Here is a 15,661-nt window from a genome sequence, read left to right on the forward strand (position 1 = left end):
AGTTCGACTCCCGCTGGTTCAACTCGCCCGAGAGTGAGGAGAGTTCATGAGTCGCGCGTACCGGTTCGGCGTCAACATGGTCACCCCCGCGGCCGGCGCCGAGTGGCACAAGCGCTGCCGCAGGGCCGAGGAACTCGGCTACGACGTGATCCTCGTCGCCGACCACCTGGGCGTGCCCTCGCCGTTCCCCTCCCTGGTCGCCGCCGCCGAGGCGACCGAGCGCCCGCGTGTGGGCACGTTCGTCCTCAACGCCGGCTTCTGGAACCCGGTGCTCCTCGCCCGGGAGGTGGCGACCACGGACGCGCTCACCGGCGGCAGGCTCGAACTCGGCCTGGGCGCAGGCTACGTACAGGCGGAGCACGAAGCAGCCGGGTTGCCGTGGGGTTCGCCCGGGGAGCGCGTGAACCGGCTGCGGCGCGTCGTCGAGGAGCTGGACCGGCTGCTCGGGTCGGACGAGCATCAGCCGCGGCCCGCGCAGCGCCCCCGCCCGCCGCTGCTGATCGGCGGCAACGGCGACCGGCTCCTGAAGCTGACGGCCGAGCATGCGGAGATCGCGGCGTTCACCGGGGCGCGCTCCGTCCCCGGCGACCCGAGCGGGAAGCTCCAGCACCTCGCCCCCGGGGAACTGGACGAGCGCGTCGCCGCCTACCACCGTTTCGCCGCGGGCCGCGCGGAGCCCGCCGAGCTCAATCTGCTGATCCAGATGGTCGCGGTGACCGACGACCGGCGGGCCGCCATCCGGCCGGTCCTCGAACACATCCCGCAGTTCACGGAGGACGAGGCGCTGGAGCTTCCGCTGCTGCTCGTCGGCACGGTCCGCGAGATCGCCGACCAGGTGCGCGCGCAGCGCGACCGCTACGGGTTCACGTACCTCACGGTCCTGGAGCCGTACATGGAGGCGTTCGGTCCGGTCATCGAGGAGCTGCGAAAGGAATAAGGAATGAGGCCGTCCGCATCCTGAAATGGCGCACGGGCCCGGCCGCTCGGTGATGGGATCGGACCCATGAGTGATCTTCGGATACGGGCCGCGACGCCCGACGACCTCGATGCCGCCCTCGCCTTCTGGAAGGTGGCCGCCGAGGGCACGAGCATCAGTGACGACCGCGCGGGCGTGGAGCGGCTCGTCGCCCGCGACCCCGAGTCACTGCTGCTCGCCGAGCGCGGTGGGGAGCTGGTGGGCACCGTCATCGCCGGCTTCGACGGGTGGCGCTGCCATCTGTACCGCCTCGCAGTGCATCCGGACGCGCGGCGGCAGGGCGTGGGGTCGGCGCTGCTGGCGGCCGCGGAGGAACGGTTCGTACGGCTCGGTGGGCGGCGGGGCGACGCGATGGTCCTGGACCGCAATGAGCGCGCGCAGCACGCGTGGCGTGCCGGGGGTTACGCGCCGGAGCCGCAGTGGACCCGCTGGGTCAAGCACCTCACGGACTGATCCACACCGGGCTCACACTCCGGACTGACACCTTCCGGACGGACACGGTCCGGACTGACGCGGTCCGCACTGACACCGTCCGGACTGACACGGTCCGGACTGACACCTTCCGGGGCCGGGGCGACGGCGTCCCGGCCGCACCAGCTTTGCCGATCCTTTACCATGGTTGCTCGACTTGTCCCGTTGTTGTTCTGGTTCTTCTCTTGAAAGGTGTGAGCGTCCGCCCATGGGCGAGCCTCCCAGTACCCGGCGCTTGCGACATCGCGCGATACCCACCGCCCTGTCCGATCATGGGACGGAGGTGACCCGATGACCGAAGTGCTTCTGCTCGCCGTGGCGGTCCTGCTCTCGCTGGCCTGCGGTGCGTTCGTCGCGGCCGAGTTCTCCCTCACCACGGTCGAGCGTTCCGGCCTCGAGCGCGCGGTCGAGCGCGGCGACCGCGGCGCCGCCGGCGCCCTCAAGGCCGTACGGAACCTCACCTTCCAGCTCTCCGGCGCCCAGCTCGGCATCACCGTGACCAATCTGGTCGTCGGCATGCTCGCCCAGCCGTCCGTCGCCAAGCTGATCGCGGGCCCCCTGGAGAGTCTGGGGCTCTCCCGCTCCACCGCCACCTCGGTCGCTCTGGTCATCGGCACGGCTCTGTCCACGGTCTTCCTGATGGTCGTCGGCGAGCTCGTCCCCAAGAACTGGGCGATCTCGTCGCCGCTGGCCATCGCCAAGCGGGTCGCGACGCCGCAGCGCTTGTTCAGCGCCGCGTTCCGCCCCTTCATCACGCACCTCAACAACACCGCGAACCGGGCTGTGCGCCGCCTGGGTATGGAGCCCGCCGAGGAGCTGGCCTCCGCGCGCGGACCGCAGGAACTGGTGGCCCTGGCCCGCCACTCCGCCAAGGAGGGCGCCCTCGAGGCGGACACCGCCGAGCTGTTCATGCGGACCCTGAACCTCGCGGACCTGACCGCCGAGAACGTGATGACCCCGCGCGTCCAGGTCGTGGCGCTCGACGCGCAGGCCACCTGCGAGGACGTGGCGAACGCGACGCGGGCCACGGGCCTGTCCCGGTTCCCCGTCTACCGCGGCAACCTCGACTCGGTCGTCGGCGTCGCGCACATCAAGGACGTCCTCGCCGTGCCCGCCGAACTCCGGGGCCGCCGTTCCGTGTCCGATCTGATGCGCGAGCCGCTCCTCGTACCCGAGACCCTGACCGTCGACCGGCTCCTCGACCGGCTCTCCGGGAAGCGCACGATGGCCGTCGTCATCGACGAGTACGGCGGCACCGCGGGCGTCGCCACCGTGGAGGACATCGTCGAGGAGGTCGTCGGCGAGGTGCGGGACGAGCACGATCCGCACGAGACACCTGACCTCGCCCCGGCCGGCGTGGACGACGAGGGCCGCGCCCTCTACTCCGCCGACGGCGCCGCCCGCACCGACCAGCTCCAGCGGGTCGGACTGCGCGTCCCCCACGGCCCCTACGAGACGCTCGCCGGCCTGGTCGCCACCGAGCTCGGCCGGATCCCGGCCGTCGGCGACAGCGTCCAGGTGGCCGGGTGGCGGCTCGACGTCGTGGACGCCGCGGGCCACCGCGCGGCCCGCGTCCTGCTGCACGCGCCGCAGGCCGAGCAGTCCGACGACGCCCCGGAGGGGGACCGATGACCGCGATCCAGCTCCTGATCGGCCTGGCGACGCTCGTCGTCAACGCCTTCTTCGTGGGCGGCGAGTTCGCCATGATCTCCGTACGCCGCAGCCAGATCGAACCGCACGCGGACGAGGGCGACCGGCGGGCGACAAGCGTCCTGTGGGGCCTTCAGCACGTGTCGGCCCTGCTGGCCGCGGCGCAGCTCGGCATCACGCTGTGCACCCTGGTACTCGGCATCGTCGCCGAGCCCGCCATCGCCCATCTCCTTGAGCCGGTGTTCGACGCGGTCGGCGTGCCGCACGGCCTGGTCCACCCGATCTCGTTCGTGATCGCGCTGACGGTGGCCACGTATCTGCACATGCTGCTCGGCGAGATGATCCCGAAGAACGTCGCGCTCGCCGAGCCGGTGCGCAGCGCGCTGCTCCTCGGGCCGCCCCTGGTGGCCTTCGCGAGGGCGCTTCGCCCGGTGATCTTCACGGTCAACGCCTTCGCGAACGGGCTGCTCAAGTTGTTGCGCGTCGACGTCAAGGACGAGGTGTCCGCGACGTTCTCGGACGACGAGCTGGCCCGTCTCGTCAAGGACTCGGGCGACGCGGGACTCATCGACGACCGCGCCCAGGAGCGCCTGCGCGACGCGCTCGAACTGGGCCGCCGCCCGGTCAGGGACGTCGTCCTGCCGCTGGAGCGGGTGACCTACGCGCATGTGGGCGTCACGCCCGAGCAGCTGGAGCAGTTGTCGGCCCGGTCAGGGTTCTCGCGCTTCCCCGTGGTCGACGACAACCGCCGCATCGTCGGCTATCTGCATGTGAAGGACGCCCTGGACGCGTCGCCGCGTGATCTGCCGTTCCGGATTCCGGACATGAGGCCGATCGCGCGCGTCCGCGAGACGACGCCGCTCGACGACGTCCTTTCGGCGATGCGGGACAGCCGTACGCACGTGGCGGCGGTCCTCGGCTCGGACGGGCGGCTCGCGGGTCTGGTGACGATGGAGGACGTCCTGCGGGAGCTGTTCGGCCAGCCCGCGTGATCTCCGCGCCGTGTGCCCGACGTCGGGCACACGGCGCCCCGTCGGCTCTCGCGGGGCCCGGGTTACCATCGCTTCCGCCATGCAGAAAAATGCCAACCACACCAGCTACAGCAGCCTTGTCACGGTCGGTGACTCGTTCACCGAGGGCATGTCCGACCTGCTGCCCGACGGCTCCTACCGAGGCTGGGCCGACGTACTGGCCGGCCGGATGGCGGCCCGCACCCCCGGCTTCCGCTACGCGAACCTCGCCGTGCGCGGCAAGCTCATCGGCCAGATCGTCGACGAGCAGGTGGACGTCGCGGCCGCGATGGGCGCCGACGTCATCACGCTGGTGGGCGGGCTCAACGACACCTTGCGCCCCAAGGTCGACATGGGCCGGGTGCGCGGGCTCCTCGAAGAGGCCGTCGAGAAGCTGGCGCCGGCCTGCGAGCAGCTCGTCCTGATGCGCAGCCCCGGCCGCAACGGCCCGGTGATGGAGCGCTTCCGGCCCCGCATGGAGGAGCTGTTCGCCTGCATCGACGACCTCGCGGCGCGGCACGGCGCGGTGGTCGTCGACCTGTACGGGCCGCCCGCCCTCGGTGACCCCCGCATGTGGGACGTGGACCGGCTGCACCTGACACCCGAAGGGCACCGCCGGGTCGCCGAGGCCGTCTGGCAGGCGCTCGGCCACGAGCCCGAGCACGACTGGCAGGCCGTGCTCCCGCCGTCCGTGCCGCCGGGCTGGGGCGCGCGCCGCCTCGCCGACGCCCGCTTCGCCAAACAGCACCTGGTGCCCTGGATCGGCCGCCGCCTGACGGGCCGCTCCTCCGGCGACGGCCGCCCGGCGAAGCGCCCCGAACTGCTCCCGTACGAGGCCCCGCGGGGCTGACCTGCCGAGACGGGGGCGGCGCGCGCCGAGCGCCCCGCCCTCGTAGCTTCCGACGAACGGGGCCCTGGCGCTGGCCTGCACGAATCGCCAGTAGAATCCGTACACGTGACTGCTGCGCCTGCAAAGCCCCGTATCCCGAATGTTCTCGCCGGACGCTACGCCTCCGCCGAGCTCGCCACTCTCTGGTCCCCCGAGCAGAAGGTGAAGCTGGAGCGTCAGCTCTGGCTCGCCGTGCTGCGCGCGCAGAAGGACCTCGGGATCGAGGTGCCGGACGCCGCTCTCGCCGACTACGAGCGCGTCCTCGACCAGGTCGACCTGGCCTCCATCGCCGAGCGCGAGAAGGTCACGCGCCACGACGTGAAGGCCCGCATCGAGGAGTTCAACGCCCTCGCCGGCCACGAGCAGGTCCACAAGGGCATGACGTCCCGCGACCTGACGGAGAACGTCGAGCAGCTCCAGATCCGGCTCTCCCTCGAACTGGTCCGCGACCGCGCCGTCGCTGTCCTCGCACGCCTCGGCAAGCTGGCCGGCGAGTACGGCGAGCTGGTGATCGCCGGCCGCTCGCACAACGTCGCTGCGCAGGCCACGACCCTCGGCAAGCGCTTCGCGACCGCCGCCGACGAGCTGCTCGTCGCGTACGCCCGGGTCGAGGAACTGCTCTCCCGCTACCCGCTGCGCGGCATCAAGGGCCCCGTCGGCACCGCGCAGGACATGCTGGATCTGCTCGGCGGCGACGCGGCGAAGCTCGACGATCTTGAGCAGCGCATCGCGGGCCACCTGGGCTTCTCGCAGGCGTTCACCTCGGTCGGCCAGGTCTACCCGCGCTCCCTCGACTACGAGGTCGTCACCGCCCTCGTGCAGCTCGCGGCCGCGCCGTCCTCGACCGCCAAGACGATCCGTCTGATGGCCGGGCACGAGCTCGTCACCGAGGGCTTCAAGCCGGGCCAGGTCGGCTCGTCCGCGATGCCGCACAAGATGAATACCCGCTCCTGCGAGCGCGTCAACGGCCTCATGGTCATCCTGCGCGGCTACGCGTCGATGACCGGCGAGCTGGCGGGCGACCAGTGGAACGAGGGCGACGTGTCCTGCTCCGTGGTGCGCCGCGTCGCGCTGCCGGACGCGTTCTTCGCGCTCGACGGCCTTCTCGAGACGTTCCTGACGGTGCTCGACGAGTTCGGCGCTTTCCCCGCCGTCGTCGCGCGCGAGCTGGACCGCTACCTGCCGTTCCTCGCCACGACGAAGGTCCTGATGGCGTCGGTGCGGGCGGGCGTCGGCCGCGAGGAGGCCCACGAGGCCATCAAGGAGAACGCCGTCGCGTCGGCGCTCGCCATGCGCGAGCAGGGCGCCGAGCGCAACGAGCTGCTCGACAAGCTCGCCGCGGACTCCCGGATCCCGCTGGACCGCGCCGGGCTCGACGAGCTGATGGCCGACAAGCTGTCCTTCACGGGCGCGGCGAGCGACCAGGTCGCGACCGTCGTCGCGCGCGTCGAGGAGATCGTCAAGCAGCACCCGGAGGCCGCCGGCTACGCGCCCGGAGCGATCCTCTGACCCGCCCCCAAGCTCTCGGCTCCGCTCGAGCAGGGAGGGACCCCCTTACTCCCGCGGACCTGGAGGCCGCCCGTGACCGCATCGTCCCCGATGTGGTCGCGAGCGGCCTCTCCGTGCTTTTCTGCGGGATCAACCCGGGCCTGATGACGGCCGCGACGGGCCACCACTTCGCGCGCCCCGGCAACCGCTTCTGGCCCGTGCTCCACCTATCCGGGTTCACGCCCCGCCGGCTCGCCCCCGCCGAGCAGGAGGAACTGCTGCTCTACGGGCTCGGGATCACGAACGTCGTCGCGCGGGCCACGGCGCGGGCGGACGAGCTGAGCGCGCGGGAGTACCGCGACGGCGGCCGTCTGCTCACCGCCAAGGTGGAACGGCTGCGGCCGCGCTGGCTCGCGGTCGTGGGCGTAACGGCGTACAGGTCGGCCTTCGGGGAGCCTAAGGCGAGGATCGGCCCGCAGGAGCGGATGATCGGCGGGACCCGGGTGTGGGCGTTGCCCAACCCCAGTGGTCTGAACGCGCATTGGACGGCGGCGACGATGGCCGAGGAGTACGGGCGGCTGCGCGCCGCCGCCTCGGGGGACGACGGCACGGGGCTTCCCGGCTCACACGGCGCGTGACGGGTTGCGCGGTGGCTTGCGTCACGGCATGCGTCAGGGCTTGCGGGCCACGGCGCCGAACTGGGCGACGAGCGGCCCCTCGTCGGCGCCGTCCGTCCGCCAGCGCGCGCAGGAGACGAGGCCCGGCTCCAGGACGTCGAGTCCGTCGAGGAAGCCCTCGATCTCGGCCCGGCCGCGTGCTGTGATCGGCGGCGTCGCGTTCTCGTTCCAGAAGCGCATCGCCGCCTCGTTTCCCTCCCCGCCCAGTTCCAGCGTGGGGTGTGTGACCACGAGATAGCTGCCGGAGGGGACCGCGTCCAGGAGGTGGCGCACGATGGACGTGGCCTCGGCGGTGTCGAGGACGAAGTTCAGGATGCCGAGCATCATGACCGCGACCGGCCGGCTCAGGTCGAGGGTGCCGGACGCGGCGCGGAGGATGGCCGCGGGGTCGTGCGCGTCCGCGTCCACATAGCTGGTGGCGCCCTCGTCCGTGCTGGTGAGGAGCGCGCGGGCGTGCGTGAGCACGATCGGGTCGTTGTCGACGTAGACGACGCGGGAGTCGGGGGCGATGCGCTGGGCGACCTCGTGGGTGTTCTCGGCGGTGGGCAGGCCCGTGCCGATGTCGAGGTACTGGCGGATGCCCGCGCGGTCGGCGAGGTAGGTCACGGCGCGGCCGAGGAAGGCCCGGTCGGCGCGCGCCACTTCGCCGATGCTGGGGTACATGGAGGTGACTTGGTCGCCGACCTGCTCGTCCACGTCGTAGTGGTCCTTGCCGCCGAGCCAGTAGTTCCACACGCGGGCGTTGTGCGCGATGTGGCTCGCGGTCCGCTCCCCCGGCTCCTGCCCGCTCTGCTCGCTCACGTGCTCTCCCTCGCCTCGGTCGTGCCATGATCCGCTGCCAAGATCCCATGGTGGCACGGGAGTTCCCGCATACGGAGCCCCAGGCGCGTCGTCAGGGCGGGTCCACGTCCGTGACGGCGGCGACGAGCCGGAACGGCAGGTCCTCCGCGCCGAGCGGGATGCCCAGCACGATCCACCGCCCGTCGGCCTGCCACAACTGGACGTCCGGAACATACGCGCTGAGCGCGGCCCAGGGCTCCGGTATGTCCTCCCCTCCCTCGACCGCGCGCAGGCTGACGCTCCACAGGCTGAACCACTGCGGCTCCCCCCAGCGCTCGGTGAGCACCGAGGAGAGGCCGTCCCGGTCGGCGACCCACTGGTCCTGAGCGGCGCCCTCGGGGGCCTGCTCCCGGAGTTCGCCGCACGTCGCCAACTCCGCGATGTGGTAACCCGGTCCGCCGGAGCCCGCGTCCGATCTGCCGTGCTCCGCGGGGAACTCACGGGAGCGCAGCAGGTCGATTGTCGCGAGATGCTGTGCGGTGCTCATAACGTCCAGTAAAGCGGCCACCACTGACATCTGGCGGGGCGTCCGGCGGTTACGAGTCCCTGTCGTTACGCGTCCCTGCGGCGCAGTGCCCACCAGCCGGCAAGGAGCGCGGCTGCCGCCCAGGCGGCGGTCACGGAGAGCCCCGTCCACGGCCCGAGCGTGCCTGCCGGGTCCTGGCGCAGGACCTGCTGTCCGGCGTGGTCGGGCAGGAAGTCGGCGACGGAGGCGGCCATGTCGCCCACGACGAATGACACGATCAGGATGAACGGGATGAGCAGGCTCAGTACGGCGACCGCGCTGCGCAGGACGACGGTGAGACCGGCTGCGAACAGGGACATCAGCGCGAGGTAGACGCCACCTCCGACGCAGGCGCGCAGCGCGCCCGGATCGCCGAGCCCGAGGGCGTAGGACCCCATGAACGCCTGCCCCGACAGGAACGTGACGAACGAGGTGAGCTGGCCCGCGACGAGGGCCAGGGCTCCGACGACCGTCATCTTCGCGGCGTAGAGGAGATTCCTGTTGGGGACTGCGGCGAGGGAGACGCGCAGGGCGCCGTTGACGTACTCCGACGACACGGCGGTCGTGCCGAAGGCGATGGCCGCGATCTGGCCGAAGTTGAGTGCGTAGAAGGCGCCGAAGAGGAGGTCGGCTCCTTCGTTGTCCGCCTCGGCCTGTCCGACCGTGGCAGTGGCCAGGACAGTGATGGCGACGGTCGTGGCGAAGACCGCGACGAGTGAGCCGGCGCTGGCGCGCACCGATCTCACCTTGATCCATTCGGAACGCAGCACGGCGGTGGTCGACATCGTCAGGCCTCCTGGAGGGGCGTTGCGGCGGACGCGAACTCGGTGGCGTCCGCGGTGAGGGCGAGGTAGGCCTCCTCCAAGGAGGCGGATTCGTCGGCGAGTTCGAGGACGGGGATGCCGTCCGTGGCGGCGAGCGCGCCGATCTCCTCTGCGCGCGCCCCTGCGACGGTCCAGCGGCCGTCGCCGGTGGCCACGGCTTCGAGTCCCTTGCGGCGAAGCGCGGCGTGCAGGCTCGCGGGATCGGTGGTGCGCACGCGGACGCGCCGTTCGCTGTGCCCGTCGATGAAGTCCTGCATCGGGGTGTCGGCGAGCAGCCTGCCCCGCCCGAGGACGACGAGGTGGTCGGCGAACGTGGCGGTCTCGTTCATGAGGTGGCTGGAGACGAGGACCGTACGGCCCTCGCGGGCGAGGCCGCGCATCAGTTCGCGGATCCAGATGATGCCTTCGGGGTCCAGGCCGTTCGACGGCTCGTCGAGCATCACGACCTGCGGGTCGCCGAGGAGTGCGGCGGCGATGCCGAGGCGCTGGCGCATGCCCAGCGAGAACGTCTTGATCCGGCGCCCGGCGACGGCCGCGATCCCGGCTAGCTCCATGACCTCGTCGACCCGCCGCGCCGGGATGCGGTGGGAGGCGGCCAGCGCGCGGAGGTGGTCGCGGGCGGTACGGGAGCCGTGGGCGGCCTGGGCGTCGAGGAGGGCGCCGACCTCGCGCAGGGGTTCGCCGAGCGTGGCGTAGGGGCGGCCGCCGAGTGTGGCGGTGCCCGACGTGGGCCGGTCGAGGCCGAGGACGAGGCGCATGGTGGTGGACTTTCCGGCACCGTTCGGGCCGAGGAATCCGGTGACCCGGCCGGGCCCGACGCCGAACGTCAGGCGGTCCACGGCGCGGGTCGTGCCGTACTCCTTGGTGAGCTCTTGGACGTCGATGCTGGTCATGGCTCCAGCCTTCCGGCCGCCCCCCGCCGGGTCCTCCCCCGGGCGTGGAGAACGGCTCCCCCGTGAGGGGGAGCCGTTCGCGCCCGCACCGCTGGCACGATGGCGGCATGTCCCGCCTCCTCGCGCCGCTGACCCGCGCGGTCACGTACACCCGCTGGCTGCATCTCCTCGTGGGCGCGATCATCGCCGTTGTGTGCGGGTTCGTGTACCCGGGGTTCACGAGGCCGGGGTACGGGGACTGGGCGCTGATGGTGCTGATCCCGGTCCCGCTGCTCATGGCGGCCGCCGTGATCCCCGTGGTCCGCAGGGCCGAGGGGCTTCAGGCCCGCCTGCTGCTGTTTCCCGGTGCGCACGCGCGCGTGGAGGACGGTTCGGCTCCAGGGGAGGCGGGCGTCTCCGTGGCACCGTCGGTGTCGTGGCGCGACCGGGGCAGGACCGCGGTGTGGCTGGTGCTGCGTCTGTGGGCCGGCTGCGCGATCGCGTTCGTGACCAGCCAGCTCATGGCTCTCGCGCTGGAACTGCTGGACGCGACGTCGGGCGGCCCCGCCGAGGCCGAGTCCCTCGTCCCCGTGCCGGGGTACGGCTGGGCGTACGCGTTCCTCGTGCCGGTGCCGCCGCTGGTGCTTGTGGGGGTGGTCGCGCTCGCCGGGCGTCTGATGGCGTCGGCCGCCCTTGGCCTGCTCGGGCCGTCCGCGGCGGAGCGTCTGGCCGCCCTGGAGGAGCGCACCGAGCAGCTACTCGAGCGCAATCGCATCGCCCGCGAACTCCACGACTCCATCGGGCACGCGCTGACCGTCGCCGTCGTGCAGGCGGGCGCGGCACGGGCGGCCGCCGACCCGGCGTTCACCGACCGCGCCCTGGGTGCCATCGAGGAGACCGGCAGGGCAGCCCTGGAGGACCTGGAGCGGGTCCTGTTGGTGCTGCGCGAGTCGGGGCAGCCCGCGAGCCGCAGGCCCACGCTCACGGAGGCGGACCGCCTTCTGGACTCGGCGCGCGCCTCTGGCGCGGAGGTCGACGCGGAGGTGCTCGGTGCGCTGGACACGGTGCCCGGTCCCGTCTCCAGGGAGGGCTACCGCATCCTTCAGGAGGCGCTGACGAACGTGCTGCGCCACTCGGGGACCGTCCCGATCCGGGTCGCGGTCAGGGTCGACGACGCCCGCCTGTGGCTCGACGTACGCAATCCGCTTCCCGTGGGCGCGCCGGTGAACGGCCAGGGCAGCGGGACCGGCAGCGGTTTGCGGGGCATCCGCGAGAGGGCGGCGCTTCTCGGCGGACGGGCGCGCTCGGGTCCCGACGAGGGGCAGTGGCGGGTGCACGTCGAGCTGCCGCTCGGCTGATCCCCGCCCTCGCGTACGCCCCGACCGCGCGACCTGTCCGAGCCTGATCCGCCGGGCACCCCCTACGCTGTCCGGATGCCGCTCACCGTGCTCCTTGTCGACGATGAACCGCTGGTCCGCGCGGGGTTGCGCGCCGTGCTTTCGGCGCAGCCGGACATCGAGGTCGTGGGCGAGGCGGCCGACGGCGCCGCCGTGATCCCTCTCGTCCGGCAGCTGCGTCCGGACGTGGTCGCCATGGATGTGCGCATGCCTCTCCTGGACGGCATCGAGGCCACGCGCGCGGTGCTGCGCAGTGTGTCCGAGCCGCCCAAGATCCTCGTGATCACGACGTTCGAGAACGACGAGTACGTGTACGGGGCGCTGCGGGCGGGCGCCGACGGGTTCCTGTTGAAGCGTTCGCGGCCGGCCGAGATCGTGAACGCGGTCCGACTCGTGGCCGAGGGCGATTCGCTGCTGTTCCCCGCGGCCGTGCGGCGCCTAGCGGCCGAGTACGGCAACACGTCGGCGCGGGAAGCGATGGACCGCGCGGCGCTCACGGAGCGGGAGGCGGACGTACTGCGCCTCATGACTCGGGGCCTGTCCAACTCAGAGATCGCCGGCCACCTCGTCGTGGGCGCGGAGACGGTCAAGTCGCATGTGAGCGCCGTCCTCGCCAAGCTCGGGGCGCGGGACCGGACGCAGGCCGTCATCGCCGCCTACGAATCCGGTTTCGTCTCGCCCGGCTGAGCGTCACCCGTCCCAGAAGTGCACCCGCGCTCGCAGGGGTGCGCCGCGGCGAGTACGATCCGCCCAACACGCGCGCGAGCTGGGAGGACGGACGTTGGGGCGGCTGACCGGCGGGGACCCCTCTCTGCTACGGCGGATCAACTCCGCGGTGGTGCTGCATGCCCTGCGTGCCACGGATCTCGCGACGCTCACCGAGATCACCCGGGTCACCGGGCTGTCCCGGCCCACGGTCGAGGGCGTCGTCGAAGGGCTCATCGTGGCGGGGCTCGTCGTGGAGACGGCCGTCGACGACAGCGGTACGCGGCGCCAGGGGCGGCCCGCGCGCCGGTTCCGCTTCCGGGCCGAGGCGGGGCATCTGCTCGGTCTGGAGATCGGCCCGCACCGCGTGGCCGCGGTCCTGTCGGACCTGGACGGCAAGGTGCTCGGCACGGCCGCCAGGGACGTCGACGAGACCGCTCCGGCCGACGAGCGGATCGAGCGGCTGCGAACCGCGGTCGCGGACCTGCTGCGCCGCGCGGGCGTCGCACGTAACTCGCTGCGGGCGGTCGGCGTGGGCAGCCCCGGCATCGTGGAGGCCGACGGCACCGTGCGCCTCGGCACCGCCCTTCCTGAGTGGACGGGGCTTCAGCTGGGCGAGCGGCTGCGGCGCTCCTTCAAGTGCCCGGTCCTGGTGGAGAACGACGCGAACGCCGCGGCGGTGGCCGAGCACTGGAAGGGCGCGGCGACCGAGTCCGACGACGTCGTGTTCGTACTGGCGGGGCTCAGCCCGGGCGCCGGCGCGCTGATCGGCGGCCGGCTGCACCGCGGGTACGGCGGCGCGGCCGGGGAGATCGGAGCACTGCACCTGCTGGGACGCGAGGTGCGTCCCGAGACGCTGCTCTCGACGACGGACGAGCCGCTGCACCCGCTCGACGAGCAGGCCGTCGCGCAGGTCTTCGCTCTCGCGCGCCAGGGCGACGAGCGGGCGGGCGCGGCCGTCGACCGGTTCCTCCAGCGGCTGGTGCACGACGTGGCGGCGCTGGTGCTCGCCCTCGATCCGGAGCTGGTCGTCGTGGGCGGCTGGGCGACCGGTCTGGACGGCGTACTGGAGCCGCTGCGCCGGGAGTTGGCCCGCTACTGCCTGCGGCCGCCTCGCGTGGCCCTGTCGGTGCTGGGCGAGGCGGCGGTCGCGACCGGGGCGCTGAGGCTCGCGCTGGATCATGTCGAAGAGCAGCTGTTCGCCGTCGAGGGCACGGTCACGGCGCGCCGCTAGCCCGGAACGCACCAGACGCCGAAGGCCCACCGTGAAGATCACGGTGGGCCTTTACGGATTGCGGCGCGCCCGGCGTGCGCGGAATTGCGGCGCGCCCGGATTGCAGCGTGCGCGGGTCAGGAGGCGCGGCGGTCCGGGCCGTGGTGGATCTCGACGCCGCCCGAGTCGCCGAAGGTGAGGCGGCACGTGTCGGCTCGGTAGGTGGCCACGGAGACCGCGGCGGTCTCGCCCTCGCTGAAGAACCGGGTCGTGACGACGAGGACGGGCGCGCCCGGCAGCCGGTCGAGCTCCTTCGCGTCGTCGGCGCGGGCCGAGCCCAGCTCGACGGCGCGGTCCTGCCCTTCGAGCCCGAGCCGCCGCAGCTCACGCAGCACGGAACGCGCGCGGAAGGGGCCCGACGGTGCGTCTATGGCGGAGAGTTCGGCCACGGACGACGACGGTACGTACAGCAGCTCGGCGGCGACGGGCTGGCCGTGTGACACGCGCGTACGGCGCACCCGGTGGACGCGCTCGTCGGGCGCGGTGCCGAGGATGCGGGCCACAGCGGGCGGCGGCACCGCGAGCTCGCTGTCGACGGCCTGCCAGGCGTCACCGTCGGCGGCGCCGGGCCACTCCTGGTCGTCGGACGAGTCGACCGCCACGCCCACACGGGGCGGCGCGACGGTGGTGCCCACGCCACGGCGGCGCTGGAGCCTGCCTTCGAGTTCGAGCTGTTCGAGCGCCTGGCGGAGCGTGGCACGGGCGACTCCGAAGCGGGCCGCGAGGTCCCGCTCGTTCGGCAGGATCTCTCCCACGGCGAACTCGGAGTCGAGTGCCTCGGTCAGCACGGTCTTGAGGTGCCAGTACTTCGGCTCCGGCGCCGTTTCCAACTGCGTGGTCCCCACCCTGTCCTCCGCAATCGCCGTGTCCCGGCTGCGTTTAGCGCCCTTGTTTATTAAAGGTTCCTGCACTATCTCTGCGAGGGTAGGCCCGCCCTCCGACTTGGTCAAGACCAATCGTCGCTCCGCTCCGGCGGCCTCGGGGGCTCTGCCGCAGAGCGTTCATGAGGGTCCGCAGAGCGTTCACACCGCGTTCGCGAAACGACGAGAGCCCCCGCCCGGTCAGGGCGGGGGCTTTGGTGGCCACAGGGACGGCCATGGAGAGCGCCACAAAGAGGGCCGCAGGGAGAGCCTCAGGCGAGCGACATGAGTTTGTCCGGGTTGCGCATGATGTATACGCACTGCACGTGACCGTCGGCCACATCGACCTGGAAGACGCTGTCCGGCTTGCCGTCGACGAGGGCGAGCACGGCAGGCCCTCCATTGACCTCCACGATCCGGAAGGTGAATCCGGCGCCGCCGCCCTTGGCGGCCCCGAGCAGGAAACGGCCCACCTTGTCGGCGGACTCGATGACGCGCAGCGGCGCCTTGGACTTGCCGCCGCTGTCGCCGACGAGACGCGCGTCGGGCGCGAGGAGCGTCATCAGTCCCTCCAGGTCCCCGCCCGTCGCGGCCGCGAGGAAGCGCTCGGTGAGGTCGCGCTGCTCGACGGGGTCGACGTCGAAGCGCGGCCGGCGCTCGTCCACGTGCTTGCGGGCACGTCCCGCGAGCTGGCGCACGGCGGACTCGCTGCGTTCGAGCGTGGTGGCGATCTCGGCGTACGGGAACCCGAACGCCTCGCGGAGCACGAACACGGCGCGCTCCAGCGGCGAGAGGGACTCCAGGACGACGAGGACGGCGAGCGACACCGACTCGGCGCGTACGGCCGCCTCCGCGGTGTCGGGTACGGTCGGCCCGAAGTCGGTGACCAGCGGCTCCGGCAGCCAGGGACCCACGTACGCCTCGCGCCGGGTCTGCGCCTGCCGCAGCCGGTCGATGGCCAGGCGGGTGGCGACGCGGACGAGGTAGGCGCGTGGTTCGCGCACCTCGTCGCGGTCGGCCTGCGCCCAGCGCAGCCAGGCGTCCTGGACGACGTCCTCGGCGTCGGCCACGCGGCCCAGCATGCGATAGGCGACCCCCATCAGGACCGGCCGGTGTTCTTCGAAGACCTCAATCACGGTGTCGGTTGCCACCCCTCCATCCCAACGGACGCGGCGCCACGTGTCCAGGTGGAATCGGTGCGTCGGTGACCACAAACGGCTCCGC

General features: G+C 72.3%; 16 protein-coding genes. 10 read left to right on the forward strand and 6 right to left on the reverse strand.

Annotated features, from left to right (window positions below):
• Positions 1-46: 46 nt before the first annotated feature.
• The 7 genes from ACY0PA_RS08220 (at position 47) to mug (ending at position 7,122) form a co-directional block, all read left to right on the forward strand.
• Positions 47-937, forward strand: a complete 891-nt coding sequence (locus ACY0PA_RS08220) for an LLM class F420-dependent oxidoreductase (protein ID WP_473084041.1) — start codon at positions 47-49, stop codon at positions 935-937.
• Between the two features lie 66 nt (positions 938-1,003).
• Positions 1,004-1,429, forward strand: coding sequence for a GNAT family N-acetyltransferase (locus tag ACY0PA_RS08225; RefSeq protein ID WP_473084042.1), 426 nt, complete (start codon positions 1,004-1,006; stop codon positions 1,427-1,429).
• 309 nt (positions 1,430-1,738) lie between these two features.
• Positions 1,739-3,079, forward strand: coding sequence for a hemolysin family protein (locus tag ACY0PA_RS08230; RefSeq protein ID WP_473084043.1), 1,341 nt, complete (start codon positions 1,739-1,741; stop codon positions 3,077-3,079).
• The gene (locus ACY0PA_RS08235) at positions 3,076-4,089 is read left to right on the forward strand and encodes a hemolysin family protein (protein ID WP_473084044.1); all 1,014 of its coding nucleotides are present in this window, start codon (positions 3,076-3,078) and stop codon (positions 4,087-4,089) included. Before ACY0PA_RS08230 ends, ACY0PA_RS08235 begins: the two co-directional genes overlap by 4 nt.
• 79 nt (positions 4,090-4,168) lie before the next feature.
• A complete protein-coding gene (locus ACY0PA_RS08240; RefSeq protein WP_473084045.1) occupies positions 4,169-4,957 on the forward strand; it encodes an SGNH/GDSL hydrolase family protein in 789 nt (262 codons plus the stop codon).
• A 105-nt stretch (positions 4,958-5,062) separates the two neighbouring features.
• Positions 5,063-6,505: an adenylosuccinate lyase gene (gene purB / locus ACY0PA_RS08245; RefSeq protein ID WP_473084046.1), complete on the forward strand. Its 1,443-nt coding sequence runs from the start codon at positions 5,063-5,065 to the stop codon at positions 6,503-6,505.
• A 92-nt stretch (positions 6,506-6,597) separates the two neighbouring features.
• Positions 6,598-7,122, forward strand: a complete 525-nt coding sequence (gene mug / locus ACY0PA_RS08250; protein WP_473084047.1) for a G/U mismatch-specific DNA glycosylase — start codon at positions 6,598-6,600, stop codon at positions 7,120-7,122.
• A gap of 33 nt (positions 7,123-7,155) precedes the next feature.
• Here the strand turns inward: mug and ACY0PA_RS08255 are convergent, their stop codons facing one another.
• The 4 genes from ACY0PA_RS08255 to ACY0PA_RS08270 all read right to left on the reverse strand — a co-directional run bounded on the left by ACY0PA_RS08255 (position 7,156) and on the right by ACY0PA_RS08270 (position 10,223).
• Positions 7,156-7,962, reverse strand: coding sequence for an SAM-dependent methyltransferase (locus ACY0PA_RS08255; protein WP_473084048.1), 807 nt, complete (start codon positions 7,960-7,962; stop codon positions 7,156-7,158).
• Between the two features lie 91 nt (positions 7,963-8,053).
• Complete coding sequence (locus ACY0PA_RS08260) at positions 8,054-8,488, reverse strand: hypothetical protein (RefSeq protein ID WP_473084049.1); 435 nt, start codon at positions 8,486-8,488, stop codon at positions 8,054-8,056.
• A gap of 65 nt (positions 8,489-8,553) precedes the next feature.
• Positions 8,554-9,291, reverse strand: coding sequence for an ABC transporter permease (locus ACY0PA_RS08265; RefSeq protein ID WP_473084050.1), 738 nt, complete (start codon positions 9,289-9,291; stop codon positions 8,554-8,556).
• A gap of 2 nt (positions 9,292-9,293) precedes the next feature.
• The gene (locus ACY0PA_RS08270; protein ID WP_473084051.1) at positions 9,294-10,223 is read right to left on the reverse strand and encodes an ATP-binding cassette domain-containing protein; all 930 of its coding nucleotides are present in this window, start codon (positions 10,221-10,223) and stop codon (positions 9,294-9,296) included.
• 107 nt (positions 10,224-10,330) lie between these two features.
• Here ACY0PA_RS08270 and ACY0PA_RS08275 point away from each other — a divergent pair, with 107 nt between their 5' ends.
• From ACY0PA_RS08275 to ACY0PA_RS08285, 3 genes are all read left to right on the forward strand, one after another.
• Positions 10,331-11,560, forward strand: a complete 1,230-nt coding sequence (locus ACY0PA_RS08275; RefSeq protein WP_473084052.1) for a sensor histidine kinase — start codon at positions 10,331-10,333, stop codon at positions 11,558-11,560.
• 75 nt (positions 11,561-11,635) lie between these two features.
• Positions 11,636-12,286 carry a response regulator transcription factor gene (locus tag ACY0PA_RS08280; RefSeq protein ID WP_473084053.1) on the forward strand — a complete coding sequence of 217 codons (651 nt, stop codon included), beginning with the start codon at positions 11,636-11,638 and terminating at the stop codon, positions 12,284-12,286.
• A gap of 94 nt (positions 12,287-12,380) precedes the next feature.
• Positions 12,381-13,538, forward strand: coding sequence for an ROK family transcriptional regulator (locus ACY0PA_RS08285; RefSeq protein ID WP_473084054.1), 1,158 nt, complete (start codon positions 12,381-12,383; stop codon positions 13,536-13,538).
• Positions 13,539-13,654: 116 nt separating this feature from the next.
• On the opposite strand, the gene ACY0PA_RS08290 is transcribed toward ACY0PA_RS08285, so the two are convergent.
• Both ACY0PA_RS08290 and ACY0PA_RS08295 read right to left on the reverse strand, forming a co-directional pair.
• Positions 13,655-14,422, reverse strand: a complete 768-nt coding sequence (locus ACY0PA_RS08290) for a GntR family transcriptional regulator (protein ID WP_473084055.1) — start codon at positions 14,420-14,422, stop codon at positions 13,655-13,657.
• Positions 14,423-14,709: 287 nt separating this feature from the next.
• Positions 14,710-15,588 (reverse strand): RNA polymerase sigma-70 factor, encoded by an 879-nt coding sequence (locus ACY0PA_RS08295; protein WP_473084056.1) that lies wholly within the window; start codon positions 15,586-15,588, stop codon positions 14,710-14,712.
• Between the last annotated feature and the right edge of the window lie 73 nt (positions 15,589-15,661).

It is taken from the genome of Streptomyces sp. DS1-CR2 (genome assembly GCF_055760475.1).

What these genes read in the sequence shown, in the direction of transcription:
- ACY0PA_RS08220 (WP_473084041.1), top strand. Translation starts at nt 47, where the DNA reads ATGAGTCGCGCGTACCGGTTCGGCGTCAACATGGTCACCCCCGCGGCC.
- ACY0PA_RS08225 (WP_473084042.1), top strand. Translation starts at nt 1,004, where the DNA reads ATGAGTGATCTTCGGATACGGGCCGCGACGCCCGACGACCTCGATGCC.
- ACY0PA_RS08230 (WP_473084043.1), top strand. Translation starts at nt 1,739, where the DNA reads ATGACCGAAGTGCTTCTGCTCGCCGTGGCGGTCCTGCTCTCGCTGGCC.
- ACY0PA_RS08235 (WP_473084044.1), top strand. Translation starts at nt 3,076, where the DNA reads ATGACCGCGATCCAGCTCCTGATCGGCCTGGCGACGCTCGTCGTCAAC.
- ACY0PA_RS08240 (WP_473084045.1), top strand. Translation starts at nt 4,169, where the DNA reads ATGCAGAAAAATGCCAACCACACCAGCTACAGCAGCCTTGTCACGGTC.
- ACY0PA_RS08260 (WP_473084049.1), bottom strand. Translation starts at nt 8,488, where the DNA reads ATGAGCACCGCACAGCATCTCGCGACAATCGACCTGCTGCGCTCCCGT.
- ACY0PA_RS08265 (WP_473084050.1), bottom strand. Translation starts at nt 9,291, where the DNA reads ATGTCGACCACCGCCGTGCTGCGTTCCGAATGGATCAAGGTGAGATCG.
- ACY0PA_RS08270 (WP_473084051.1), bottom strand. Translation starts at nt 10,223, where the DNA reads ATGACCAGCATCGACGTCCAAGAGCTCACCAAGGAGTACGGCACGACC.
- ACY0PA_RS08275 (WP_473084052.1), top strand. Translation starts at nt 10,331, where the DNA reads ATGTCCCGCCTCCTCGCGCCGCTGACCCGCGCGGTCACGTACACCCGC.
- ACY0PA_RS08280 (WP_473084053.1), top strand. Translation starts at nt 11,636, where the DNA reads ATGCCGCTCACCGTGCTCCTTGTCGACGATGAACCGCTGGTCCGCGCG.